The organism is Isoptericola sp. NPDC056618, from assembly GCF_042792715.1.
GTDB lineage: Bacteria > Actinomycetota > Actinomycetes > Actinomycetales > Cellulomonadaceae > Isoptericola > Isoptericola nanjingensis.
In genome coordinates this window covers 1-24029 of sequence record NZ_JBHTVZ010000017.1, presented here as the reverse complement: position 1 = coordinate 24029, position 24029 = coordinate 1, and the positions used below count along the sequence as shown (strand labels likewise).

The following is a 24029-nucleotide window of genomic DNA, read 5'->3' as shown; positions in this document are numbered from 1 at the left end:
CGGCCCCGCGCACGGCCGGTGGGAGAATCGGGCCCGTGCCCGACCAGCTCCCGCCCGTGCCCGCGTCCCCGTTCGCCCACGTCGTGTACTACGAGCCCCGGATTCCGGGGAACACGGGCTCCGCCATCCGCCTCGCCGCCGTCACCGGAGCGCGGCTGCACCTCGTGGAGCCGCTGGGCTTCGACCTGTCCGAGGCGAAGCTCAAGCGCGCCGGGCTGGACTACCACGACCTCGCCGTCATGGACGTGCACCCGACGTTCGACGCCGCGCTCGACGCCCTGCCCGAAGCGCGCGTCTTCGCCTTCACCGCGCACGCCGACACCACCTACACGGACGTCGACTACCGCCCCGGCGACGTCCTGCTCTTCGGCCCCGAGCCGACCGGCCTGCCCGCCGAGGCGATGGACCACCCGCGCGTCACCGACCGCGTGAAGATCCCCATGCTGCCCGGCCGGCGCTCGCTCAACCTCACCAACGCCGCGTCCATCGTCGTCTACGAGGCGTGGCGGCAGGCCGGGTTCCCGGGCGCCGTCTGAGCACGAGGCGGCGGGGCGTGGCGCGCCGTCACCCGGCCAGGACGTCCAGGAATCCCCGGGCCGCCCTGCTCACGTGGCCGCGCACGGTCGTGCACGTTCTTGCCCGGCTCGGTCATGCGTCCGCCCCGACGACGCGCACGAGCTCGCCCAAGCGGGCCATGACGTCGGAGCCCGGGTCGGCGTCCGTGACGACACCCGCGACGGCGTCGAAACCGATCACCTCGAACGGGGACGCGGCGCCGATCTTCTCCGACGAGCCCAGCACGAACGTCTCCGCGGCGCGGCCGGCCAGCGCCCGCTTCATGGCGGCCTCGTCCGGGTCGCCGGTGGTGAGCCCGGCGTCGGGGTGGATGCCGGTGACCCCGAGGAGGAAGACGTCGGCGGAGACCCGCTGCGCAGCCTCGACCGCGGCCGCTCCGCTCGCCACCGCGGAGTGCTTGAAGAGCCGGCCGCCGAGGACGAAGACCTCGGCCACAGGGTGCGCGACCAGCGCCGTCGCCACGGTCGGGCTGTGCGTGACCACGGTGCACTCCAGGTCCGGCGGGAGCGCCCGTGCCACCGCGAGCGCCGTCGTCCCGCCGTCGAGGATCACCGTGCTCCCCGGGTCGATCAGCCGCACCGCCGCCGCGGCGACGAGCTCCTTGCCCGCCACCGAGACCTGCTGCCGGCCGGCGTAGTCGACGACCGCCGGGGAGACCGGCAGCGCGCCTCCGTAGACGCGCTGGCACAGTCCCTCGGCCGCCAGTTCGCGCAGGTCGCGCCGGATGCTGTCCTCCGACAGGCCGAGCTCCGCCGCGACCGTCTTGGCCACGACCTTGCCGTCGCGACGGAGGGTCTCGAGGAGGTGGTCACGCCTCTCGGCAGCCAACATGGCGTTTCTCGTTTCTTCGTAGTGCTGCATGTTTGTGTCTAGTCTACGGGTATGACCCGACCACTGCTCATCCTCGTCGCCGGCCCCTACCGCTCCGGCACCGACGGCGACCCCGCCGCGATGGAGGCCAACCTGCGCCGGCTCGAGGAGGCCGCCTGGCCCCTCTTCGCCGCCGGGCACGTCCCCATGATCGGCGAGTGGGTGGCGCTGCCGGTGCTGCGCTCGGCCGGCGCCACGCTGGACGACGACCTCGCGGACGACGTGCTCTACCCGACGGCGCAGCGGCTGCTGCAGCACTGCGACGCCGTGCTCCGGCTCCCCGGCGAGTCGACCGGGGCCGACCAGGACGTCGCGATCGCCGAGAGCCGGGGCCTCCCCGTCTACTACGACGTCGCCGACGTGCCGCGCCTCGCGGACGCCGACCGGTGAGCGGCCTCCCCGGCGTCGACGTCCCCGACCACCGCGGCCGGACGGGCCTCGACCGGGCCGGACGGGACCTGCGCCGCAACCCGGACGTCGTCGTGCGCGACGTCGAGCTCACCTCCCGGGGCTGGCACGTGCTGCGCCGCACGACGTTCGACCATCGCCGGCGCGACGGGAACTGGCACACCCTCGAGCGGGAAACCTACGACCGCGGGGACGGCGCCACGATCCTCCTGCACGACGACGCGCGGTCCACCGTGCTGCTCACCCGCCAGTTCCGGTTCCCGGCGTACGTCAACGACCACCCGGACGGCATGCTGATCGAGACGGCCGCGGGCCTGCTCGACGACGACGACCCCGAGACCGCGATCCGCCGCGAGGTCGCCGAGGAGCTCGGCGTCGCCGTCGGCCCGGTCGCGCACGTCTTCACCGCGTACATGAGCCCCGGGTCGGTCACCGAGAAGGTCCACTTCTACGCCGCCTCCTACACCCCGGGCGACCGTGTCGGGCCCGGCGGCGGCGTCGCCCACGAGGGCGAGGACATCGAGGCCGTCGAGCTCCACCGCGACGACGCCCTGGCCATGGTCCGCGACGGCCGCATCGTCGACGGCAAGACCATCATGCTGCTCCAGTGGTGGGCACTGCGGGGGTGACGACAGGATGTCCACCATGCGCAGCAGCCTCTTCCACCACACCGAGCCGCAGGGCGAGCCCGGCAGCTTCCAGCTCGTCAACCCCCGGATGCTCAAGGTCGACCTCGCCGGCTCCGGCGGGTTCTTCTACGCCAAGCAGGGGTCGATGGTCGCCTACCAGGGCGACGTCGACTTCGCCTACGAGGGCGCGGGCGGCATGACCAAGCTCTTCAAGAAGGCGTTCACCGGCGAGGGCATGTCGCTGATGAAGGTCGCCGGGAGCGGCGACGTGTTCCTCGCCCAGGACGCCGACGAGGTGTTCGTGCTGTACCTGGAGAACGAGAGCGTCACCGTCTCGGGCAGCAACATCCTCGCGTTCGAGAGCTCGCTGACCTGGGACATCAACCGCGTGCAGGGCGCGTCGGTGCTCAGCGGCGGGCTGTTCAACACCACGTTCACCGGCTCCGGCGCGCTCGCCGTCACCGCCTACGGCACGCCCGTGGTGCTCGAGGTCGACGAGCCCACCTACGTCGACATGCAGAGCGTGGTGCTCTGGTCCACGACCCTCACCAGCACCGTGCGCAAGACGGCGAAGCTCGGCGCCGCCATCGGCCGCGGGTCGGGCGAGGCGTACCAGCTCGGCCTCACCGGGCAGGGGATCGTCGTCGTGCAGGCGTCGGAGGGCCACCCGCTGCCGAACCAGAGCTGACGCCGGTCCGGGCGCGGCCGCCCGCGGCCGCTCAGCCCCTCAGGCAGGGGCGAGCACCTCGACGCGGTTGCCCGCGCCGTCCCGCGTGTGGAACCTCAGGTACCCCGCGAACGTCCCGCGCTCGGAGCGGTCGACGGCGAAGCCCGCGGCCTCCAGCCGGTCCGCGGTCGCGTCGAGGACGGCGACGTCGTCGACCACGAGGGCCGGGTGCGCCTTGCGTGCCGGGGCGAACGGGTCCTCCACGCCGACGTGGATCTCGGCGGCGACGGTACCGTCGCCGTCGAACCCCCGGAACCAGCAGCCGCCGCGTCCCGCCAGCTCCGGGGGCTTCGCCACCTCGGTCAGGCCGAGCCCGGTGCCGTAGAAGGCGCGGGCGGCGTCCTCGCCGCCCGGCGGGCAGGCCACCTGCACGTGATGCAGCCGCATGTCGTCTCCTCGTCGCAGGAAGTATCTCGACGTCAAGATATCCGGTCGCGTGCGCGCTCTCGACGACGGCGCTCCGCGGCAGCCCGGACGGCCCACCCGCCGCCCATGAAGATCGGCACGTTGACCAGGAACCGGCCGAACGGAGAGAGGTCGGGCGCGAGCGCCTCGATCACGTAGACCGACGCGCCCGCGAGGGTCACGAACAGCGCGGCGATGAGGAAGACTCGCACCCCGTCAGCCCTCCAGCAGCCAGGAGGCCGCGCGGCGCAGGAGCTCGGCGTGGGACGGCGAGTCGTAGGCGCGGACGTCGTGCCCCAGCCCGGAGTACACGGTGCGGCCGCCGTGCGCGTCGGCGACCCAGACGGCGGGGTGCCGCTCCCCGTCGTCGCCGACCACCCAGCCCAGCACCTGCGACGACGGCGCCACGCGCAGGTGGCAGTACCGCTCGTCGACCACGTCCACGGCCCCGAGCCCCTCCGTGATCGGGTGCGCCCCCACCGCCAGCGGCACCGTGGTGGGGCCCAGCGGCGGGTGCATCGACTCCCCCGGTACCCACCGGCCGCCGAGCACCTCCTCCCACTCCGCGTGGTCGCCGAACGCGTTCGCCGCCTGGTGCACCGCGAGGATCCGTCCGCCGGCACGCGCCCACGCGTCGAGGCGTGCGTGGAACGGCGCCCAGGCCGCGTCGTCAGGGCCGATGCCCGCCTCCCGCAGCCCCGGCCACGGCGTGCCCGCGTTGACGACGAGCAGGTCGACGTCGTCCAGGTCGTCGAGGCCGTCGGGGAACGTCGAGCGCACGACGACCTCCGGGGCGCCGGTCGTCAGGTCCAGGCCCGAGAGCACCAGCGCCAGCCGGTGCGACGTCGCCGCGTGGTCGTGCCAGGGGTCCTCGTGGCGGCCGCGGCCGGCGAGGATCAGGATGCGGGGAGGTCGGGAGTCGCGCGTCGTCGTCACGACGCACCATCCTGCCCGGCCGCCCCGGGTCCGGGCCACCGAGCGACCAGGAACGATCGCGCCGCACCGCGATGCCCTGACGTTCGCGGCGGCAGTTCGGACTCAGCGCGGCAGTTCGAACTGCCGACGTGAGCGCGAACTGCCGCCGCGACGCGGAGACGGCGCCGTCACGCCTCCAGCAGCACCGCCGACCCCTGGCCCCCGCCCCCGCACAGCGCGGCGGCGCCCACGGACCCCGGCCCGAGCAGCTCCAGCCGCCGGGCGAGGTGCCCCACGACGCGCGCGCCGGACGCCCCGATGGGGTGGCCCAGCGCGATGGCGCCCCCGTGCGCGTTCACCAGCTCGGGGTCGAGGCCGAGCATGTCGACCGACGCGAGCACGACCGCCGCGAACGCCTCGTTGATCTCCAGGGCGCCGAGGTCGCGCGGGGACAGGCCCGCCCGCTCGCAGGCGGCGGCGATCGCGTTCGCCGGCTGCGCGTGCAGACCGACGTCGGGCCCCGCGACGAGCGCGTGGGAGCGCACGCGGACGCCGGACAGCCCGCGTGCCGCCGCCACGTCGTCCGCCGCGAGCACCAGGGCCGCCGCGCCGTCGGAGATCTGCGACGCGTTGCCGGCCGTGATGGTGCCGCCCTCGCGGAACGCCGGCCGCAGCCGGCCCAGTCCGTCGAGCGTGGAGTCCGGGCGCACGCCGTCGTCGGCCTCCACCCGCACGGTGCCGCGGCGGCCGGGGACGTCGTAGGGCGCGATCTCCTCGGCCAGCAGGTCCGCCGCCTTGGCGGCCCGCGTGTGCGACGCGACCGCCAGCGCGTCCTGCGCCTCGCGCGTGTTCCAGGCCGCGGCGGCCATCGCCTCGCCGTGCCGCTCGGTGCTCAGCCCCATCGAGTCGTGCTCGAACGCATCGGTGAGCCCGTCGTGCGCCATCGTGTCGATCAGCTCGACCGGACCGAACTTCTTCCCGGCGCGCGAGCCGACCCACGCGTGCGGCGCCAAGGTCATCGACTCCATCCCGACCACCGCGACGACCTTCGCCTCGCCGCCCGAGATCAGCCGGTGCGCCTGCACCACCGCCTCCGCCCCGGACAGGCAGACGGCGTTGAGCGTCACGGCCGGCACGGTCATCGGCACTCCCGCGCCGACGCCCGCCTGCCGGGCCGGGTTCTGACCGGCGCCGCCCTGCAGCACCTGCCCGCCGACGACGACGTCCACCTCCCCCGGCTCCACGCCCGCCGCCGCGAGCGCCGCAGCCAGCGCGTGCGCGCCGAGCGTCGTCGCCGGCACGGACGCGAACGCCCCGTTCGAACGCACGAACGGCGTCCGCCGGTACCCCACGATCACGGTCATCGTCGTCCCTCCTCCACCGCCGCGGCCGAGCCGTCGCCCGTCCCGGCGTCGTCTTCCGGATCCTCCTCCAAATCCACGACCAGCTCCGCCTCGGTCGCCTCGCGCACCTCGTCGACGGTCACGCCCGGCGCCAGCCGCCGCAGCACGAACGCGGCCTCGAGGCCGTGGTCGGTGACGTCCAGGACGGCGCGGTCGGTGACGATCCGGTCGACGACGCCCTCCCCCGTGAGCGGCAGCGTGCAGCGCCGGCGCAGCTTGGGCGACCCGTCGCGGGCCACGTGGTCCATGAGCGCGACGATGCGCCGCGCCCCCACGACGAGGTCCATCGCGCCGCCCATGCCCTTGACGAGCTTGCCGGGCACGGTCCAGCTCGCCAGGTCGCCGGTCGCGGACACCTGCAGCGCGCCGAGGATCGCGATGTCGATGTGGCCGCCGCGGATCATGGCGAACGAGTCGGCGGCGTCGAAGAAGCTCGCGCCGGCGACCGCGGTGACCGTCTGCTTGCCCGCGTTGATGAGGTCCGCGTCCTCGGTGCCCTCGACCGGGAACGGCCCGATGCCGAGCAGCCCGTTCTCGCTCTGCAGCGTGATCCCCACGCCGGGCGGCAGGTGGTTCGCCACCAGCGTCGGGATGCCGATGCCGAGGTTGACGTAGTCGCCGTCCTGCAGCTCGGCGGCAGCCACGGCGGCCATCTCGTCGCGCGTCCAGGTCATGCCGCACCTCCCGCCGTCGTCGTGTCGCCCACGCTGCTCACCGGTGCGGGGCGCACCGTGCGCTGCTCGATGTCCTTGACCCGCTCGCGAGCGAGCACCAGGCGGTGCGTGTAGATGCCCGGCGTCACGACGACGTCCGGGTCGATCGGCTCGTCGGTGATCTCCTCCGCCTCGACCACGGTGACCCGCCCGGCCGTGGCGATGACCGGGTTGAAGTTCCGCGCCGTGTACCGGTAGACGAGGTTGCCGAACCGGTCCGCGCGGCGCGCGTGCACCAGGGACAGGTCCGCCACGATGGCGCGCTCCAGCACGTACCGCCGTCCGTCGATCTCGTCGACCGGCTTGCCCTCGGCGACGGGCGTGCCGACCCCGGTGGGCGTGTAGAACGCAGGGATGCCCGCGCCTCCCGCGCGCAGCCGCTCGGCGAGCGTGCCCTGCGGCACGAACTCCACCTCGAGCGCGCCGTCCAGGTACTGCTGCGCGAACAGCTTGTTCTCCCCCACGTACGACGACAGCACCCGCCGCACCTGGTCGTTCTCCAGCAGGATGCCGAGCCCCTTGCCGTCCACGCCCATGTTGTTCGACACGACCGTCAGGTCCTTCACCCCGGAGTCGCGCACCGCCTCGATGAGGTCGTTCGGGTTGCCGCTCAGGCCGAACCCGCCGACGGCGATGGTCATGCCGTCGTGCAGCAGGCCGTCCAGCGCGGCCACGGCGCTGGGCTGCAGCCGGTCCACCGTCCTCGACACCGTCATCGTCGTCCCCCGTTCTCCTCGACCGTACGTCCGACGGCGGGGCCGTCGGGAGTGACTTCCGCGCTCTGCTCCGCCTGCTCGGACCGGCGCAGCACGGCCTCGGCGTGCCGCAGCAGCGGCGCGTCGACCATCTGGCCACCGACGGTGAGCACGCCGGAGTCGACGGCCCTGCCGGCGGGCAGGTCCGCGAGCGCCTCCGCCCGGCCGGACGCCGCGGCGAGCACCTCGCGCGCCCGCTCCACCTCGGCGTCGGACGGCGCGAACGCGGCGCGCACGACGGCGACGTGGCTCGGATGCACGCACAGCGACGCGACGAACCCGCTGGCCGCGGCGTCCTGTGCCTCGGCCCGCAGGCCCGCGAGGTCGTCGAGCTCGAGGTGCACGGCGTCGATCGCGGCCTTACCCGCCGCGCCGGCCGCGAGCAGCACCGCCGACCGCGCGTGCCGCGCGACGTCGCGGTAGCCGCCGTCGACGAACCGGCTGGAGGTGCCGTGCAGCGACGCCACCAGGTCCTCGGCGCCCCACGCGAGCGCGACGACGTCGGGCCGTGCGGCCAGGGCGGGCGCGGCGAGCACGCCCGCCGCCGTCTCGCACAGCGCGACGACGGCGTACGGGCCGCCGTCCGGCGCGAGCAGCGGGCCGACGAACCGGCCATCCGCCTTCGGCAGCATCACCGTGCGGTACGGCGTGCGGGCCAGGGCGGCGAGGTCGGCGTCGTGCTCCGGGGTGCCGACCGCGTTGACGCGCACGATCACCCGTTCCGGGTCCAGCACCGTGTCCACCAGCGCGGCGCGGGCCGCCTCCTTGCGCCCGGGCGCGACGGCGTCCTCGAGATCGAGGATCGCCGCGTCGGCGCGGTCCAGGGCCTTGGCGAACCGGTCGGGCCGGTCGGCCGGGCAGAACAGGAGCGCCGGGCCGAGCGTGAACGGGGCGGGGTTCACAGCACGCCCCCGCCGTGCTCGCTGGCGTTCCTGTGCTCGTGCTCCTCGTGGCCCTCGCGCGTCCACATCAGCATCGTCCGCCCCGCCTTCGCCACGACCTCGCCGTCCTGGTTGCGGCCCACGTGCTCGACGGTCACGACGCCCGTGCCGGGGCGCGAGCGCGACAGCCGCCGGTCGACGACCGTCGTCTCCCCGTACAGCGTGTCGCCGTGGAACATCGGGTGCGGGAACGCCACCTCCGTGAAGCCGAGGTTCGCCACGAGGGTGCCGCGCGTCAGGTGCGCGACCGACAGCCCCACCAGCGTGGCCAGCGTGAGCATCGAGTTCACCAGGGGGCGGCCGAACGGCTGCGTCGCCGCCCACGCCGCGTCCAGGTGCAGCCCCTGCGGGTTCATCGTGACGGACGTGAACAGCACGTCGTCCGCCTCCGTCATCGTCCGGCCCGGCCGGTGCACGTACCGCACGTCCGGCTCCAGCTCGTCGTAGTACAGCCCGCGCTGCACCTCGTCACGCATGACGTGCTCCCTCCTCGCTCGTGCTCACGACGCCAGCCCCAGGTCCCGGGCGATGACCATGAGCTGCACCTCCGTGGTGCCCTCGCCCACCTCGAGGATCTTGGCGTCCCGGTAGTGCCGCGCCACCGCGTTCTCGTTGAGGAAGCCGTAGCCCCCGAAGATCTGCGACGCGTCGCGGGCGTTCGCCATCGCGGCCTCCCCGCCCACCAGCTTCGCGACGGACGCCTCCGCCTTGAACGGCTTGCCGTGCACCTGCTTGAGGGCGGCGTCCAGCCAGCACAGCCGCGCGGAGTGCACGCGCGCCTGCATCCGGGCCAGCGTGAACGCGATGTGCTGGTTGCTGCCGATCGCGTGGCCGAAGACCTCCCGCTCCTTCGCGTAGCGCAGCGCCTCCTCGAGGCAGCCCTGCGCGGCCCCCGTGGCCAGGGCGGCGAAGGCGATGCGGCCCTCGTCGAGCGCGCGCAGGAAGTTCGCGTACCCGCGCCCCTGCTCGCCCAGCAGGTTGCCGGTCGGGACGCGGACGCCGTCGAGCGTCAGGGGGTGCGTGTCGGAGGTGTGCCAGCCGACCTTGTCGTAGCTGGGGCCCACCGTGAGGCCCGCCGTGCCCGCCGGCACGAGGAACGACGAGAGCTCGGGATGGGTCGCACCGTCCGCACCCGTGCGCGTCCCGGTCACCGCGGTGACCGTGAGGACGCTGGTGATCGGCGTGCCGGAGTTGGTGATGAACTGCTTGGAGCCGTCGATCACCCACTCGCCCGTACCCTCGTCGAGCCGCGCGGTGGTGCGCGTGGCACCGGCGTCCGACCCCGCCCCCGCCTCCGTGAGGCCGAAGGCGGCGAGCGCACGGCCGTTGACCAGGTCGGGCAGCCAGCGCTGCTTCTGCTCGTCCGTGCCGTGCCGGAAGATCGGCATGATGCCCAGCCCGACGCCCGCCTCGAGCGTCACCGCGATCGACTGGTCCACCCGCGCGAGCGCCTCGACCGCGAGGCACAGGGACACGTAGTCCTTGCCCTGCCCGCCGACGTCCACCGGGAACGGCAGGCCGAACAGCCCCAGCTCGCCCATCTGCTCGATGATCTCGACCGGCAGGCGCCGCTCGGTGTCGTACCGGTAGGCAGCCGGCGCCACCACCTGGTCCGCGAACTCGCGCACCACGGCGCTGAGCTTCCGCTGCTCGTCGCTGAGCACGGTGGACTGGGTCTCGCTGATCATGACGCTCCTCGGGTGTCGGAGTGTGCTGCCGCCACGGCGGGGTCTGCCGGCGCGGGAGCGTGGTCTTCGGGGGTGTCGACGGGTGGGTCGACAGGCTGTTCGGCGGTCGGATCGACGACGGCGACCACCTGGTCGAGGCGCACCTGGTCGCCGGCGCGCACGTCGAGGCGCACGACGCCGCCGACGGGCGCGAGCAGCGGGTGCTCCATCTTCATCGCCTCGACGACGACGACGGGCTGGCCGGCGGCGACGACGTCGCCGTCCGCGACGGGCACGGCGGACACCGTGCCGGGCATCGCGACGCGCACCGGTGCGCGGGTCGCTCCGCCCGCCGCGCCGTCGTCGCCGAGCGCGCGCTCCGCCCGCCGTCGTGCGGCCAGCGCCGCCCGGTCGAGCACCGTGCACGACGACGTCCGCCCGTCGAGGTGCGTCCACACCACCGCCGGCGCTGCCGTGAGCGGGCGGTCGGCCCCGTCGCCCGGCGTGTCGTGGGCGTGTCTCCCGCTCCCCGCGGCGACCAGGGTGCGGGTGACGCCGTCGACGGTGAGCAGGTGGCGTCCGCCGGCCGTGCCGCCGAGGGTGCGCAAGGAGGCGCGGACCGGCTCGTCGTCGACGGTGACGACGGCGTCGTGGGGTGTCCCGGTGACGGTGACGGCGTGCTCCGCGCCCGCCGCGTCGACGAGCACCGCGCGGCGCGGCGCGGGCGCGCCGTTGAGCCGCCAGCCGTCGGCGGCGGCCCACGGGCCGGTCGCCGCAGGGGAACCGGCGCCGACGGCGAGCAGCGCCGCCGCGACCAGCGACCTGCCGGGCGTCCGCGCCTCCGCGGCACCCGGTGCAGCGGACCGCTCCGTCACGAAGCGGTCGATGAGCCCGGTGTCGAGGCGGCCGGCGCGTACGTCGTCGTCGGCGAGCAGGTCGCGCAGGAAGCCGGCATTGGTCTCGACGCCCAGCACGACGACGCCGGCCAGCAGCCCGTCGAGCCGTGCGATCGCCTCGGCGCGGGTGGGCGCCCAGGCCACGGCCTTCGCGAGCATCGGGTCGTAGTCGCCGGTCACCTCGGCGCCCGCCAGCAGGCCGCTGTCCAGCCGCAGGGGCGTGGCCCCCGGGCCGGCGGGGGCGCCGGCGTCGTCGTAGCGCAGCACCCGGCCGGCGGCAGGCAGGAACCCCCGCGCGGGCTGCTCGGCGTACAGGCGGGCTTCGACGGCGTGACCGTCCAGCCGGACGTCGCCCTGCGCGAGGCCGAGCGGCTCCCCCGCCGCGACACGCAGCTGCTGCTCCACGAGGTCGAGACCGGTGACCAGCTCGGTCACGGGGTGCTCCACCTGCAGGCGGGTGTTCATCTCGATGAACCAGAACGCGCCGGGGTCGTCGCCGGGCACGAGGAACTCGACGGTCCCCGCGCCGACGTAGCCCACCGACCGCGCCACCGCGCAGGCCGCCTCCCCGAGCCGGGCCCGGGTCGCGTCGTCGACGGCGGGGGACGGCGCCTCCTCCACCACCTTCTGGTGGCGGCGCTGCAGCGTGCACTCGCGCTCGCCCAGGTGCACGACGGCGCCGTGCGCGTCGGCGAGCACCTGCACCTCGATGTGCCGCGGCCGCTCGACGAGCCGCTCGAGCAGGAGCCCGTCGTCGCCGAACGACGCCGCGGCGACCCGGCGGGCCGACGCCAGCGCGCCCGGCAGCTCGTCCGCGGCGCGCACGACCTCCATGCCCTTGCCGCCGCCGCCCGCGACGGGCTTGACGAGCAGGGGGAACCCGACGTCCGCCGCCGCCGCGACGAGCGCCGCGTCGTCGAGCCCGTCGTCGAGCGTGCCGGGCAGCACGGGCACGTCGTGGGACGCGACGAGGCGCTTGGCCGCGGCCTTGTCCGCCATCGTCTCGAGCGCCTCGACCGACGGCCCGACGAAGACGACGCCGGCGCGCTCGCACGCCCGCGCCAGGGCGGGGTTCTCGGACAGGAAGCCGTAGCCCGGGTGGATCGCGTCGGCGCCGGTCGCGACGGCCGCCGCCACGACCGCCTCGACGTCGAGGTAGCTCTGCGCGGCCGGTGCCGGGCCGAGGCGGACGGCGACGTCGGCCTCCCGCACGTGCCGGGCGTCCGCGTCGGCGTCGGAGTACACGGCCACGGAACGGATCCCCCGCCGCCGCAGGGTGCCGATCACGCGGCACGCGATCTCGCCGCGGTTGGCGACGAGGACGGTCGAGAGCTCTCGGGTACCCATCGCCCTCACATCCGGAAGAGCCCGAAGCGGGGCTCGTCGTCGGGGGCGGTCGGGGAGCCGCCGGGCAGCGGGGTGCGGGCGCAGACGCCCAGCGCGAGGCCGAGCACGCGTCGGGTGTCGGGCGGGTCGACGATCCCGTCGTCCCACAGGCGCGACGTCGCGTGGTACGGGCCGCCGGCCACCTCGTAGCCGTCGCGGATCTCGGCGCGGAACGCCTCCTCCTCGCCCGCGTCCCATTCCTCGCCCCGGCGGGCGAGCTGGTCGCGCTTCACGGTCGCGAGCACCGACGACGCCTGCGCGCCGCCCATCACCGAGATGCGGGAGCCGGGCCACGACCACAGGAAGCGCGGCGAGTACGCCCGCCCGCACATGGCGTAGTTCCCGGCGCCGAACGAGCCGCCCACGATGACGGTCAGCTTCGGCACGCGGGTGGTCGCGACGGCGGTGACCATCTTGGCGCCGTCCTTGGCGATGCCGCCCGCCTCGGCGTCGCGGCCCACCATGAAGCCGGAGATGTTCTGCAGGAACAGCAGCGGGATGCCGCGCTGGTCGCAGAGCTCGACGAAGTGCGCGCCCTTGAGCGCCGACTCGCGGAACAGCACGCCCGCGTTCGCCAGCACCCCCACCGGGTGGCCGTGGATCCGCGCGAACCCCGTGACGAGCGTGGTGCCGTACTCGGGCTTGAACTCGTGCAGCTCGCTCCCGTCGACGAGTCGGGCGATCACCTCGCGCGGGTCGTAGGGCTGCTGCACGTCCACCGGCACGGCGGCGTACAGACCCTGCGGGTCGACGACGGGCTCCCGGGAGGGCGTGACGTCCCACGCCGGCTCGGGGTCCGACGGAAGCGTGCTCACGATGTCGCGGACCAGGTCGAGCGCGTGCTCGTCGTCCTCGGCGAGGTGGTCGACGACGCCGGACCGCCGCGCGTGCAGCTCGCCCCCGCCCAGCTCCTCCGCCGTGACGTCCTCGCCGATCGCGGCCTTCACCAGCGGCGGGCCGCCCAGGAAGATCGTGCCCTGGTCGCGCACGATGACGGTCTCGTCGCTCATCGCCGGCACGTACGCGCCGCCCGCCGTGCACGAGCCCAGCACGGCCGAGATCTGCGGGACGCGCGCCGCCGACAGCCTCGCCTGGTGGTAGAAGATCCGGCCGAAGTGGTCGCGGTCGGGGAACACCTCGTCCTGCCGGGGGAGGAACGCGCCGCCCGAGTCCACGAGGTAGACGCACGGCAGCCGGTTCTCCAGCGCGATCTCCTGCGCCCGCAGGTGCTTCTTCACGGTGAGCGGGTGGTAGGTGCCGCCCTTGACGGTCGCGTCGTTGCAGACCACCATCACCTGCCGCCCGCTCACCAGCCCGATGCCGGCGATGACGCCCGCGCCCGGCCAGGCCCCGTCGTCCACGCCGAACGCCGCGAGCGGCGCCACCTCGAGGAACGGGCTGCCCTCGTCGAGGAGCCGTGCCACGCGGTCGCGCGGCAGCAGCTTGCCGCGGGAGACGTGCTGGTCGCGGGCGCGCCGGGTGCCGCCCTCCGCGGCGACGGCGGTGCGCTCGCGGAGCCGGTTCGCGAGCGCTCGCTGTGCCTCGTCGTTGGCGCGGGCGGCGTCGGCGCGGGGGTCGACGGCGGAGTCGAGGACGGTCACGCGGGCTCCTCTCCCTCGGGGACCGGGCCGGGGGCGTCCCCGCCCAGCAGCAGGGCGAGCGCCGGGTCGGCGAGCACCGCCCCCAGCTCGGCGAGGAAGCGGGCGCCCTGCTCGCCGTCCACCACACGGTGGTCGAACGTGAGGCTCAGCGTCGTCACCTGCCGCAGCGCGACCTCGCCGTCGTGCTCCCACGGCCTGCGCGCCACCTGGCCGAGGCCGAGGATCGCGGGCTCGCCCGGGTTGAGGATCGGCGTGCCCGAGTCGACCCCGAAGACGCCGATGTTCGTGATGGTCAGCGTCCCGTTCATCAGCCGCTCGGGCGTGGTCCGGCCGGCCCGCGCCGTCGCCGTGAGGTCCGTCAGCGCGGCGGCGAGCCCGGTGAGCGACAGCGTGTCCGCGGCGGGGACGTGCGGCACGACCAGCCCGCGGTCCGTCGCGACGGCGATGCCGAGGTTCACGTGCGCGGGCCGCACGATCTCCGCCTCGCCGTCCGGCAGGTCGACCCAGCGGCTCGTGAGCGAGGGGTGCTGCGGCAGCAGCGCGAGGACGGCGCGCGCCACCAGCGCGAGCACCGTGATCCGCTGACCGCCCGCCATCGGGTGCGTCTTGAGCCGGGCCAGCAGGTCCATGCTCGCCGTGACGTCCACGGTGAGGAACACCGACGCCTGCGGCGCCGCCGCGCTCGCGACCATTGCCGCCGCCGTGCGCCTGCGCACCCCGCGCACGGGGGTGCGCTCCTCCTTCGTGCCCGTCGCGGCGACCGTCGTCGTGCCCGCGGGCGCCGCCGTCCCGCCCGACGACGCCGCCTCGACGTCCTCGCGCGTGATGCGCCCGTGCGGGCCGGTCCCCGTGACCGTGGCGAGGTCGATCCCGTGCTGCCGCGCCAGCGCCCGCACGACCGGCGTCGAGCGCGGCCGTTCCCCGTGCCCGTCCGACGGCGTGGCGGGCGCGACCCCGTTCGCGGAGGCGGCCGGGGCCGCCGTCGTCGCGGCGGGAGCCGAGCCGGCGACCGGGGCGTCGTCCCGCCGCCGTCGCCGCGCCGGGCGTCCCGTGCGCGCAGGCCGCGCGCCGTACCCGACGAGGTTCGGCTCCGGGCTGTCCTCCCCCGCGGAGACCGTCGAGCTGTCAGGACCAGGGGCAGGTTCCGGTGCGCCCGGTCCTGACAGGTCGAAGGTGACCAGCGGCTCGCCGACCTCGACGGTCTGCCCCTCCTCGGCGTGCAGCACCCGCACGACGCCGGCGCACGGCGACGGCAGCTCGACCAGCGCCTTGGCGGTCTCCACCTCCGCGATCACCTGGTTGAGCTCGACGGCGTCGCCCACGGCCACGCGCCACTCGACGACCTCGGACTCGGTCAGCCCCTCGCCCAGGTCGGGCAGCTTGAACTCGCGCGTCGCCATCACGCTCCCACCTCCACGCCGGCACTCGACGCCGGCACCCGGCCGAGCACGCGGTCGACGGCGACGAGCACGCGGTCGAGGTCGGGCACCTGGTTGCCCTCGAGCTTCGCGGGCGGGTACGGGATGTCGTAGCCGGTGACGCGCGCGGGAGGCGCCTCGAGGAAGTCGAAGCAGCGCTCGGTGACCGACGTCGCGATCTCGGCGCCGACGCCGGCCTGCCGCGGCCCCTCGTGCAGCACGACGAGCCGCCCGGTGCGCCGCACGGACGCCGCGATCGTGTCGTGGTCGATCGGGGACAGCGAGCGCAGGTCGATCACCTCGACCGAGACGCCCTCGTCGGACGCCGCGGTGGCGGCGTCGAGCGCCGTCGCGACGTGCGAGCCGAACGTCACGAGCGTGACGTCGTCGCCCGGCCGGACCACCCGCGCGGTGCCCATCGGCGGCGCGTCGTCGAGCGGCAGGTCGGCGTCCACCTCGCCCTTGACGTGGTAGAGCCGCTTGGGCTCGAAGAACACGACCGGGTCGTCGCAGGCGACCGCCTGGCGCAGCACGGTCGACGCGTCCTGCGGGTTCGACACCGACACCACGCGCAGCCCTGCAGTGTGCACGAAGTACGCCTCCGGAGACTCGGAGTGGTGCTCGGCGGCGCCGATGCCGCCCGCGACGGGGATGCGGATCGTCACGGGCAGCTTCACCTTGCCGTTCGTGCGGGCGTGCATCTTGGCGAGCTGGCTGACGATCTGGTCGAACGCCACGTAGACGAAGCCGTCGAACTGGATCTCCACCACGGGCCGGTAGCCGCGGTACGCGAGGCCGACGGCGGTGCCGAGGATGCCGGACTCCGCGAGCGGCGTGTCCACCACGCGGCGCGGGCCGAACTCCGCCTGCAGCCCGTCGGTCACGCGGTACACGCCGCCGAGGCGGCCGATGTCCTCGCCGAGCACCATGACGGCCGGGTCGTCGGTCATCGCGCGGCGCAGCCCGGCGCCGAGCGACTTGGCGAGGGTCAGGGTCTGGGTGGTCATCGGTCGGCCCTCTGTCCGGCGTCGCCGCCCGTGGTGTCGGTGTCCGTGTCGGCGAAGCCCGCCAGGTAGGCCGCATGCTCCGCCCGCTCGGCCGCCACGGTCGGGTGCGGCTCGGCGTACACGTGGTCGAAGACGCTCAGCGGCGGCGGGTCCTCCAGGGCGACGACGCCGGCCCGCAGCTCGGCGGCGACGGCGTCGGCCGCGGCGCGCACCCGCGCCTCGTCGTCGTCGGCGAGCAGGCCGCCCGCCCGCAGGTACGCGGCGAGCCGCGCGACCGGGTCGCGCTCGGCCCAGGCGTCCAGCTCGGACGCGTCGCGGTAGCGGGTGGGGTCGTCGGCGGTGGTGTGCGGGCCCATCCGGTAGGTCACGGCCTCGACGAACGTCGGGCCCCCGCCGGTGCGCGCCCGGTGCAGCGCCTCGCGCGTCACGGCGAGGACGGCGAGGACGTCGTTGCCGTCCACGCGCACGCCGGGGACGCCGAAGCCGTCCGCCCGGCGCACCAGCGGCACGCCCGACTGCAGCGTCACCGGCTCGGAGATCGCCCACTGGTTGTTCTGGCAGAACAGCACCAGCGGCACCTGCCACGTCGCCGCGAAGACGAACGCCTCGTTGACGTCGCCCTGGCTCATCGCGCCGTCGCCGACGTACGCCACGACGGCGGCCGTGCCGTCGTCGTCCACGGCGACGACGCCGCGCTCGACGTCGGCCTGGATCCCCAGCGCGTAGCCCACGCCGTGCAGGGCCTGCGCGCCGATGATGACCTGCGGCGTCGCCATGTTCACGGCGTACGGGTCCCAGCCCGACGCGGTGATGCCGCGCCACACGCGCAGCAGGTCCACGGGGGCGACGCCGCGCTTGCGGGCGACGGCGTGCTCCCGGTAGCTGGAGAACACGAAGTCGTCGGACCGCAGGGCGGCGGCCGAGCCCACCTGGGCGGCCTCCTGCCCCTGCAGCGGCGGCCACAGCGCGAGCTCGCCCTGCCGCTGCAGCGCCGTCGCCTCGGCGTCGATGCGCCGGGCCACGACCATCTCCTCGTACAGCGCCAGCAGCGCCGCCCGGGCGTCGTCCGTGCCCGCGTCGACATCCGTCAGCCAGCGGTCGAGCGCCGGGTCGGGGTGGCGCACGCCCTTCTCGTCGAGCAGGCGGACCGTGCCGTCTGCATACGTCTCGTCCGTCGTACCGGACGCCGTCTCCGCCCGCGCTGCACCCGCTCGTGACAGGTCGTCGCGGGACGTCGAACCCATGGTGCTGGGCATCGTCGCCTCACCTCGCGTGTCGCCGGCCGCTCCGCGTCGAGCGCCGGATACCGCGAACGTAACGCCGCTCACAGAGTGCGACCAGCACCCCGCGACACGTTGAGCAGAGTGCTCAGGCCGGCCCCGTTAGGCTGGTCGATGTGCGCAGCTACGACGCCGTGGACCTGAGCCTCCTGACGGCCCTCGCCGACGACCCGCGGGCCACCGTCGCCGCCCTCGCGGAGCGCCTGCGCCTGTCCCGGAACACGGTGCACGCGCGGCTGACCCGGCTCGAGGAGTCGGGCGCCTTCCTCGACTTCGACCGCCGCATCAACCCCGCGGCCCTGGGTCACCCGCTGACGGCGTTCCTCGAGGTCACCGTGCGCCAGCGCGAGCTGCCCGCGATCGTCGACCGGCTGGCCGAGATCCCGGAGGTCGTCCAGGCGTACGGGCACAGCGGCGCCGCCGACCTCCGCGTGCACGTCGTGTGCCGGGACACCGACCACCTGTTCCGCATCGACGCCGCGATCCTCGCCATCGACGGCGTGGAGCGCACCGAGACGTCGCTGTCGATGGGCGAGCTGATCCCCTACCGCATCCGGCCCCTCATCGAGGCGGCGCGGCGCTCGCTCTGACGGGGTCCGCCCGCTGCCCTGCCCTTCGAGCAAGCGATCTGTCGCGGCAAGGCCAGGTCTGCCGCGACAGATCGCTTGCTCGAAGGTCAGTCGGTCCAGCGGACGACGAGGTCGGCGCCGTCCCGCGTCGCCCGGATGAGCTCGGCGTTGACCTGGTCCGAGCCGCGCGCCCAGCGGCGGGCGTCGTCGCGGCTCTTGCCGAAGGCGTGGTGGCGCTCCTCCAGCCGGGCGAGGCGGACGTCGTCGGGCGCGTCGAGGTACCAGACCTCGGCCATGCGGGCCCGGGCGGCGGGCCACGCGCCGGTCGGCGCGAGCAGGTAGTTCCCCTCCGTCACGACCAGCGGCACGTCCGACGGCACGGCCACCCCGGCCGCGACGGGCTCCTCGATCTCGCGGCGGAAGACCGGCGCGTAGACCGGCGGGTCGCCGGGCCGCGCGTCGGCGAGGCGGGCGACCAGCGCCGCGTACCCGGCGTCGTCGAACGTGTCGATCGCGCCCTTGCGCTCCCGCCGGCCGAGGTCCGCCAGGACGGCGTTCGACAGGTGGTAGCCGTCCATCCCGACCTCGACGGCGAGCGCCGACCCGAGCCCGTCGACGACCGCGCGAGCGAGCGTCGACTTGCCGGCACCCGGCGCACCGACGATCCCGAGGACCCGCCGCTCGCCGGGCACCGCCAGCCGTCGGGCGCGTGCGACGAGCTCCGCCATCGTCGCCGCGACCGCCGTCACCCCTCGTCCCGCGAGCTGTCGGACCCGGGTCGGTCCCTACCCCCGTGCGGCTCTGACAGCTCGGGGAGGTGGGCGAGCCAGGCCCGCGGTCCGACCTTCCCGACGCGCACGCTCGCGACGCGCACCGCGGCGGCGCAGGCGTCCGCCAGCCCGGCACCGCGGGCGAGCGCCACGGCCAGCGCGCCGTGGAACGCGTCGCCCGCGCCGAGAGTGTCCTGCACGTCGACCGTCGGCACGGGCACGGTGCCGCGCTCGCCGACCTCGACGGCGCCGTCGTCGCGCCGGCGCGGCAGGGCCCAGGTCACCGGGTCGCCGCCGTGCGTGACGACGGCGGCCCCCGCCCCGAGCAGCAGCGCGCCGTGCGTGGCGTCGGTCGCGCCGGGCGCGACGTCCCGCGGCACGGTGAAGTCGGCGCTGAGGGCCGCGACGTCCGCGGCGGGCAGCAGCTCGGCGAACACGGGCCGCCACCGGCCGCCGTCCACCACGATCAGCGGCCGGGGACGCAGGCCGTCGACGTGCGCGAGCACGGCCCGGGCGATCTCCGGGTGATGGCCGTCGAAGAGGACGACGTCCGGCCGCGGCAGGCCCGCGAGCGCGTCGGGCCGCGGCGCGGGCACCTCGACGAGCGAGGCGTCGGGCGAGACCACCGACCGCTCGCCCGTCGCGGCGTCGACCAGGACCGCCGAGACGGCGAGCGGGAACTCCTCGTCCGGGCCCGCGACGTCGTGCACCTCCACCTCCCGGTCGTCGAGGTCGGCCCGCACCGCCTGCGCGATCGGCCCGGCGCCGAGCGCGCTGACGAGGATCGCGTGCGTCTCGAGGGCGGCCGCCGTGACGGCGGCGTTGGCCGCCGGGCCGCCGGCCGCGACGTCCTGCCGCGACGCGGTCACCTTCTCGTTCGCGCCCGGTCGTCCCGACGCCCGGTGCACGACGTCGAGCGTCGTCAGCCCGACGAACCAGCAGACCACCATCGGTCCCCCTCTCTCCGTCGTCGGTGTTCGGTCAGCGGCCGGTGCCGTCCACGGCGTGCGGCTCGATGGCGGCGATCTCGTCGTCGGTGAGCGCCGGCGCGGACAGCGCGGCCACGTTGTCCTCGAGCTGCGCCACGGACGAGGCGCCGATGAGCGCCGACGTCACGCGCGCGTCGCGCAGCACCCACGACAGGGCGAGCTGCGCGAGCGTCTGGCCGCGACCCTCCGCGACGGCGTTCAGCGCCCGCGCCCGGTCGAGGTAGGTGTCGGTGAGGTTCGACGACGACAGGAACGGCGAGTCGCTGCGCGCGGCGCGCGAGCCCTCCGGCGCCGAGCCGCCCAGGTAGCGCCCCGTGAGCAGGCCCTGCGCCAGCGGGGAGAAGACGATCGTGCCGACCCCGAGGTCCTCGACGACGTCGAGCAGCGACTCGCTCTGGTGGCCGTCGTAGGCGTCGTCGCGGTCGGCGATCTCCACGTGCCGGTTGAACATCGAGTAGCTGGGCTGGTGGATGAGCAGCGGCACGCCCAGGTCGGCGAGCACCTGCGCGGCCTCACGCGTGCGCGACGGCGAGTAGTTGGAGACGCCGACGTACGTCGCCTTGCCCTGCTGGACGGCGGACGCGAGCGCGCCCATCGTCTCGGTGAGCGGCGTCGAGGGGTCCGGCCGGTGGTGGTAGAAGACGTCGACGTGGTCCAGACCCATCCGGGTCAGCGACTGGTCGAGCGAGGAGAGCAGGTACTTGCGGGACCCGTGGTCGCCGTACGGGCCGGGCCACATGTCGTAGCCCGCCTTCGTGGAGATGACGAGCTCGTCGCGGTACGGCGCGAGGTCCTTCGCCAGGTGGCGGCCGAAGTTCTCCTCCGCCGAGCCGTACGGCGGGCCGTAGTTGTTGGCCAGGTCGAAGTGGGTGATGCCCAGGTCGAACGCCCGGCGCAGGATGGCGCGCTGCGTGTCGAACGGGTTCACGTCGCCGAAGTTGTGCCACAGGCCCAGCGACAGAGCGGGCAGGTCGAGACCGGAGCGCCCGGTGCGGCGGTAGGTCATCGACTCGTAGCGGGCGTCGTCGGCCAGGTACCGAGGTGCGAGAGGCATGACCCCATCCTCGCGCACCCGGCCGACGCGCCGCGCGCCCCGCTCACTCCGCCGGCGGCACCGGGAAGTTGGCGCGGAACACGTTGTCCGGGTCCCAGTCCCGCTTCACCTCGCGCAGCCGGGTGAGCGTGGGCTCGGGGAAGGCGTCGACGAGCCGGGCGGGCCGGGTGTCCGTGTCGAACGAGAGGTAGAGCCCGTCCGTGTACGGCGCCATGACGTCGTCCCACACGGCGTCGAGCCTGGTCTGCGACGACGACATCGCCGACAGCAGGAAGTTCTGGTGCCGGTGCGCGTACGCCGTCGCGCCCTCGTCGACGTCGTTCGCGGCGCCGCCGGTGGCGCGCACCTGCAGGAAGTACGCCTCCCCGGACAGCGCGAGCTTCTCGAACGCACGGGCGGTCGCGGTGTCCAGGTGCGCCACCAGCCCCGAGCGCACGGCGGGGTCGCCGCCGCCCTGGTGGTGCTTCTCCCCCGCCTGCACGACGCCCGCGTAGGGCAGCAGGTACGCCTGGTGGCCCAGGAGCGGCCCGGCGCCGGCCAGCCGCTCGAGCTGCTCGACGGCGGCGTCCGTGTCGTCGCCCGCCCACACGGTCATGAGCTGGGCGACCGGGCCCTCCCCACGACGTCCCGGCGACAGGATGAGGAAGCTCGTGAGCTCCCGCGGCGCGGACTCGACGACGGCGCCCCACCGCTCGAGGGTCCCCGCGACGTCGGACGCGTCGAGCGTCATCTGGGAGAACACGACGGCGCCCTGATCCCCCAGCGCCATCGCCTCGATCTCCACCCACGTCACGACGCCCAGGTTGCCGCCCGCGCCGCGCAGTCCCCAGAAGAGGTCCGGGTTCTCGTCGGCGGACGCCCGCACCACGCGCCCGTCCGCCGTGACCATCTCCGCCGCGACGACGTGGTCGATCGTCAGCCCGTACAGGCGGCCGAGGAAGCCGACGCCGCCGGCGGTGGCCAGCCCGCCCACGCCGACGCCGCCGGAGTCGCCGGAGCTGATCGCCCAGCCGCGCGGCGCGAGCACCTCGGCGACGCGCCCCCACGTGGCGCCCACCCCGACGCGCACGCGCCGGGTGGCCTCGTCGACCACCTGGACCTGGTCCAGCGCGCCCAGGTCGACGACGATCCCGCCGTCGTTGGTCGACCGGCCGCTGATGCCGTGCCCGCCGGAACGCACGCCGAGCGGCACGTCCTGCGTGCGCGCCCAGGCGATCGCCTCGGCGACCTCCGCCGTCGTGCGCGGCCGCAGGACCAGGCCGGGCGCGCCGGAGCGCAGGTAGTTGTGCCGCACCGCGTCGTACGCGCGGTCGCCGGGCTCGACGGCGGACGCGGCCAGCGCCGCGGGCACCGCGGCGTAGTCGATGCCGGGCCGGCGCAGCGCGAGGGCCCGCCCGCCGCGCTGCGTGGCGGCGGGCGCCGTGCCCGACGTCGCCCGCTCGCGCGCCACCAGCTCGCGGACCGCGGGCGCGACCTCCTGGCCGTAGACCTGGATGAGGGTCGGGTCGTCGGCGGCGAGGATGACGGTGCCGATGCCGTCCTCGAGCGCGAGGGCCGCCAGCTCGTCGACCCACTGCTCCACCGGCCCCTGCAGGAAGCCCTGCGGCTGCCCGGTCACCGCGCCCTGCACGTTGAGCAGGCGGCGGATCTCGGCCGGATGGCGGCCCGCCTCCTCGGCGGCCTCGTCGATGATCGCGTGCCCGCGTTGCAGGTCACCGTCCTTGAGGTACGCGAGCGACGGCAGCCAGCCGTCGGCCTTGCGGGCGATGAGGCGGAGCATCCGGGGCTTGAGCGCGCCGAGCCAGATCGGGACGTCGTGGGCGGGCTCGGGCCCGCGCTTGGCGCCGACGACGCGGTGGTGGTCGCCCTCGACCCGCAGCGCGCGCCGCTCCCGGCCGTCCCAGAGGCCGCGGACGATGTCGAGCGCCTCCTCGAGCGCGTCGACGGACTCCCCCGGGGTCAGGCGGGTGCCGCCCATCGCGACGATCGGGTCCCAGAACCCGCCCGCGCCGAGGCCGAGCGCGGCCCGCCCGCCGGACAGCAGGTCGAGGGACGCGACGGCGCGCGCCAGCACGGCGGGCGGCCGCAGCGGCAGGTTGAGCACGTTGCCCGCGACGGTCACCCGCTCGGTCTGCGCGGCCACCCACGACAGCAGCGTCCAGGTGTCGAGGAACCCGGGCTGGTACGGGTGGTCCTGGAACGTCACCAGGTCGAGCCCGGCCGCCTCGGTGACCTGCGCGAGGCGCACCGGCTGCTGCGGGTCGCGGTTCGTGGGGGTGAGGAACGTGCCGAAGACCAGGTCGTGGCCGTAGTCCGTCATGCGGGACCTTTCGCGGGAGGACCGCTCCCGTCGTCCGGGAGATCGTCTGTCACACAGACGATATCAGCGGCAACTCTTCTGGGGAGCCGCGCATTCCGCTTACGATGGCACCGTGAGCACCACCGCCGACCCCACGCGCAGCACCACGGAGACCGCCGCCGGCCCGGACGCCCCGTCCCCGCTGGGCTGGTCGCTGGCCGCGCTGCTGCGCGAGTGGAGCGCCCGCGTCGCCGCCGCCTGCGCCGACGTCCCGCACGGCGGGCGCGGCTACGAGGTCCTCGCCGCCGTCACCCACGACGCGCCGCCCACCCAGGCGGCGCTCGCCGCCCGGCTCGGCATCGACCGCACCGTGATGACCTACCTGCTCGACGAGCTGGCCGGCTGCGGTCTCGTCGAGCGGCAGCCCGACCCGGCCGACCGGCGCGCCCGCCGGATCGTCGTGACGGACCACGGCCGGGCCGTGCTCGCCGACCTCGACGCCCGCGTGCGCGTCGCGGAGGACGAGCTGCTCGCCGGGCTGGACGACGCCGAGCGCGACGCCCTGCGTCATCTGCTCGTGCGCGCCGCCACCGGCGCCGCGCCGGGCGACGACCGGTGCGCCGTCGTCGCGCGCGTCGTCGACCCGTCCGCCTGACCCTGCGAGAACCCTTCGAGAAAGCGATCTGCCGCGCCCACCCGGCGGGTGGGGCGGCAGCTCGCCGGTGTCTTATAAAAAAAAACCAGCCCCCGA

25 protein-coding genes are annotated in these 24029 nt (G+C 75.1%); 6 read left to right on the top strand and 19 right to left on the bottom strand.

Annotated elements, in window-relative coordinates; all coding sequences use genetic code 11:
• Positions 1 to 35: 35 nt before the first annotated feature.
• A complete protein-coding gene (locus ACFQ8T_RS17235) occupies positions 36 to 536 on the top strand; it encodes a tRNA (cytidine(34)-2'-O)-methyltransferase (RefSeq protein WP_430547707.1) in 501 nt (166 codons plus the stop codon).
• A gap of 112 nt (positions 537 to 648) precedes the next feature.
• Here ACFQ8T_RS17235 and ACFQ8T_RS17230 read toward each other — a convergent pair whose 3' ends face one another.
• Positions 649 to 1407 carry a DeoR/GlpR family DNA-binding transcription regulator gene (locus tag ACFQ8T_RS17230; protein WP_430547706.1) on the bottom strand — a complete coding sequence of 253 codons (759 nt, stop codon included), beginning with the start codon at positions 1405 to 1407 and terminating at the stop codon, positions 649 to 651.
• A gap of 51 nt (positions 1408 to 1458) precedes the next feature.
• Between ACFQ8T_RS17230 and ACFQ8T_RS17225 the strand changes: the two genes are divergently transcribed.
• The 3 genes from ACFQ8T_RS17225 to ACFQ8T_RS17215 are packed head-to-tail and all read left to right on the top strand — an operon-like array spanning position 1459 to position 3171.
• Positions 1459 to 1836, top strand: coding sequence for a DUF4406 domain-containing protein (locus tag ACFQ8T_RS17225; protein WP_430547705.1), 378 nt, complete (start codon positions 1459 to 1461; stop codon positions 1834 to 1836).
• Complete coding sequence (locus ACFQ8T_RS17220) at positions 1833 to 2483, top strand: NUDIX domain-containing protein (RefSeq protein WP_430547704.1); 651 nt, start codon at positions 1833 to 1835, stop codon at positions 2481 to 2483. The genes ACFQ8T_RS17225 and ACFQ8T_RS17220 overlap by 4 nt, the downstream gene beginning before the upstream one ends.
• A 16-nt stretch (positions 2484 to 2499) precedes the next feature.
• Entirely contained in the window at positions 2500 to 3171 is a 672-nt protein-coding gene (locus ACFQ8T_RS17215; protein ID WP_430547703.1) for an AIM24 family protein, read from the top strand.
• A 39-nt stretch (positions 3172 to 3210) separates the two neighbouring features.
• Here the strand turns inward: ACFQ8T_RS17215 and ACFQ8T_RS17210 are convergent, their stop codons facing one another.
• From ACFQ8T_RS17210 to ACFQ8T_RS17145, 14 genes are all read right to left on the bottom strand, one after another.
• Positions 3211 to 3597: a VOC family protein gene (locus ACFQ8T_RS17210; protein WP_430547702.1), complete on the bottom strand. Its 387-nt coding sequence runs from the start codon at positions 3595 to 3597 to the stop codon at positions 3211 to 3213.
• 32 nt (positions 3598 to 3629) lie between these two features.
• On the bottom strand, positions 3630 to 3827 hold the full coding sequence (locus tag ACFQ8T_RS17205) for a hypothetical protein (protein WP_430547701.1): 198 nt from the start codon (positions 3825 to 3827) through the stop codon (positions 3630 to 3632).
• 4 nt (positions 3828 to 3831) lie between these two features.
• Complete coding sequence (locus ACFQ8T_RS17200) at positions 3832 to 4551, bottom strand: ThuA domain-containing protein (RefSeq protein ID WP_430547700.1); 720 nt, start codon at positions 4549 to 4551, stop codon at positions 3832 to 3834.
• 167 nt (positions 4552 to 4718) lie between these two features.
• Positions 4719 to 5894: an acetyl-CoA C-acyltransferase gene (locus ACFQ8T_RS17195; protein ID WP_430547699.1), complete on the bottom strand. Its 1176-nt coding sequence runs from the start codon at positions 5892 to 5894 to the stop codon at positions 4719 to 4721.
• Positions 5891 to 6607 carry a 3-oxoacid CoA-transferase subunit B gene (locus ACFQ8T_RS17190; protein ID WP_430547698.1) on the bottom strand — a complete coding sequence of 239 codons (717 nt, stop codon included), beginning with the start codon at positions 6605 to 6607 and terminating at the stop codon, positions 5891 to 5893. Before ACFQ8T_RS17190 ends, ACFQ8T_RS17195 begins: the two co-directional genes overlap by 4 nt.
• Entirely contained in the window at positions 6604 to 7362 is a 759-nt protein-coding gene (locus tag ACFQ8T_RS17185) for a CoA transferase subunit A (RefSeq protein WP_430547697.1), read from the bottom strand. The genes ACFQ8T_RS17190 and ACFQ8T_RS17185 overlap by 4 nt, the downstream gene beginning before the upstream one ends.
• Positions 7359 to 8303 (bottom strand): HpcH/HpaI aldolase/citrate lyase family protein, encoded by a 945-nt coding sequence (locus ACFQ8T_RS17180; protein WP_430547696.1) that lies wholly within the window; start codon positions 8301 to 8303, stop codon positions 7359 to 7361. Before ACFQ8T_RS17180 ends, ACFQ8T_RS17185 begins: the two co-directional genes overlap by 4 nt.
• Positions 8300 to 8818 carry a MaoC family dehydratase gene (locus tag ACFQ8T_RS17175; RefSeq protein ID WP_430547695.1) on the bottom strand — a complete coding sequence of 173 codons (519 nt, stop codon included), beginning with the start codon at positions 8816 to 8818 and terminating at the stop codon, positions 8300 to 8302. Before ACFQ8T_RS17175 ends, ACFQ8T_RS17180 begins: the two co-directional genes overlap by 4 nt.
• Positions 8819 to 8842: 24 nt before the next feature.
• The gene (locus ACFQ8T_RS17170) at positions 8843 to 10030 is read right to left on the bottom strand and encodes an acyl-CoA dehydrogenase family protein (protein ID WP_430547694.1); all 1188 of its coding nucleotides are present in this window, start codon (positions 10028 to 10030) and stop codon (positions 8843 to 8845) included.
• Positions 10027 to 12252: an acetyl/propionyl/methylcrotonyl-CoA carboxylase subunit alpha gene (locus ACFQ8T_RS17165; RefSeq protein ID WP_430547693.1), complete on the bottom strand. Its 2226-nt coding sequence runs from the start codon at positions 12250 to 12252 to the stop codon at positions 10027 to 10029. Before ACFQ8T_RS17165 ends, ACFQ8T_RS17170 begins: the two co-directional genes overlap by 4 nt.
• 5 nt (positions 12253 to 12257) lie before the next feature.
• Positions 12258 to 13892: a carboxyl transferase domain-containing protein gene (locus ACFQ8T_RS17160; RefSeq protein ID WP_430547692.1), complete on the bottom strand. Its 1635-nt coding sequence runs from the start codon at positions 13890 to 13892 to the stop codon at positions 12258 to 12260.
• The gene (locus ACFQ8T_RS17155) at positions 13889 to 15292 is read right to left on the bottom strand and encodes a dihydrolipoamide acetyltransferase family protein (protein WP_430547777.1); all 1404 of its coding nucleotides are present in this window, start codon (positions 15290 to 15292) and stop codon (positions 13889 to 13891) included. Before ACFQ8T_RS17155 ends, ACFQ8T_RS17160 begins: the two co-directional genes overlap by 4 nt.
• Positions 15292 to 16317, bottom strand: coding sequence for an alpha-ketoacid dehydrogenase subunit beta (locus tag ACFQ8T_RS17150; protein ID WP_430547691.1), 1026 nt, complete (start codon positions 16315 to 16317; stop codon positions 15292 to 15294). The genes ACFQ8T_RS17155 and ACFQ8T_RS17150 overlap by 1 nt, the downstream gene beginning before the upstream one ends.
• The gene (locus tag ACFQ8T_RS17145; protein WP_430547690.1) at positions 16314 to 17573 is read right to left on the bottom strand and encodes a thiamine pyrophosphate-dependent dehydrogenase E1 component subunit alpha; all 1260 of its coding nucleotides are present in this window, start codon (positions 17571 to 17573) and stop codon (positions 16314 to 16316) included. Before ACFQ8T_RS17145 ends, ACFQ8T_RS17150 begins: the two co-directional genes overlap by 4 nt.
• Positions 17574 to 17713: 140 nt before the next feature.
• On the opposite strand from ACFQ8T_RS17145, the gene ACFQ8T_RS17140 reads away from it, so the two are divergent.
• Positions 17714 to 18187 carry an Lrp/AsnC family transcriptional regulator gene (locus ACFQ8T_RS17140; RefSeq protein WP_430547689.1) on the top strand — a complete coding sequence of 158 codons (474 nt, stop codon included), beginning with the start codon at positions 17714 to 17716 and terminating at the stop codon, positions 18185 to 18187.
• Positions 18188 to 18273: 86 nt separating this feature from the next.
• Here the strand turns inward: ACFQ8T_RS17140 and ACFQ8T_RS17135 are convergent, their stop codons facing one another.
• From ACFQ8T_RS17135 to ACFQ8T_RS17120, 4 genes are read right to left on the bottom strand one after another with little or no spacing between them, the layout of a single operon-like run.
• On the bottom strand, positions 18274 to 18894 hold the full coding sequence (locus tag ACFQ8T_RS17135) for a nucleoside/nucleotide kinase family protein (RefSeq protein WP_430547776.1): 621 nt from the start codon (positions 18892 to 18894) through the stop codon (positions 18274 to 18276).
• 17 nt (positions 18895 to 18911) lie between these two features.
• On the bottom strand, positions 18912 to 19886 hold the full coding sequence (locus ACFQ8T_RS17130; protein ID WP_430547688.1) for a PfkB family carbohydrate kinase: 975 nt from the start codon (positions 19884 to 19886) through the stop codon (positions 18912 to 18914).
• A 31-nt stretch (positions 19887 to 19917) separates the two neighbouring features.
• Entirely contained in the window at positions 19918 to 20979 is a 1062-nt protein-coding gene (gene mgrA, locus ACFQ8T_RS17125; RefSeq protein WP_430547687.1) for an L-glyceraldehyde 3-phosphate reductase, read from the bottom strand.
• Between the two features lie 43 nt (positions 20980 to 21022).
• Entirely contained in the window at positions 21023 to 23299 is a 2277-nt protein-coding gene (locus ACFQ8T_RS17120) for an LLM class flavin-dependent oxidoreductase (RefSeq protein ID WP_430547686.1), read from the bottom strand.
• 112 nt (positions 23300 to 23411) lie between these two features.
• On the opposite strand from ACFQ8T_RS17120, the gene ACFQ8T_RS17115 reads away from it, so the two are divergent.
• Positions 23412 to 23933: a MarR family winged helix-turn-helix transcriptional regulator gene (locus ACFQ8T_RS17115; RefSeq protein WP_430547685.1), complete on the top strand. Its 522-nt coding sequence runs from the start codon at positions 23412 to 23414 to the stop codon at positions 23931 to 23933.
• Positions 23934 to 24029: the final 96 nt, after the last annotated feature.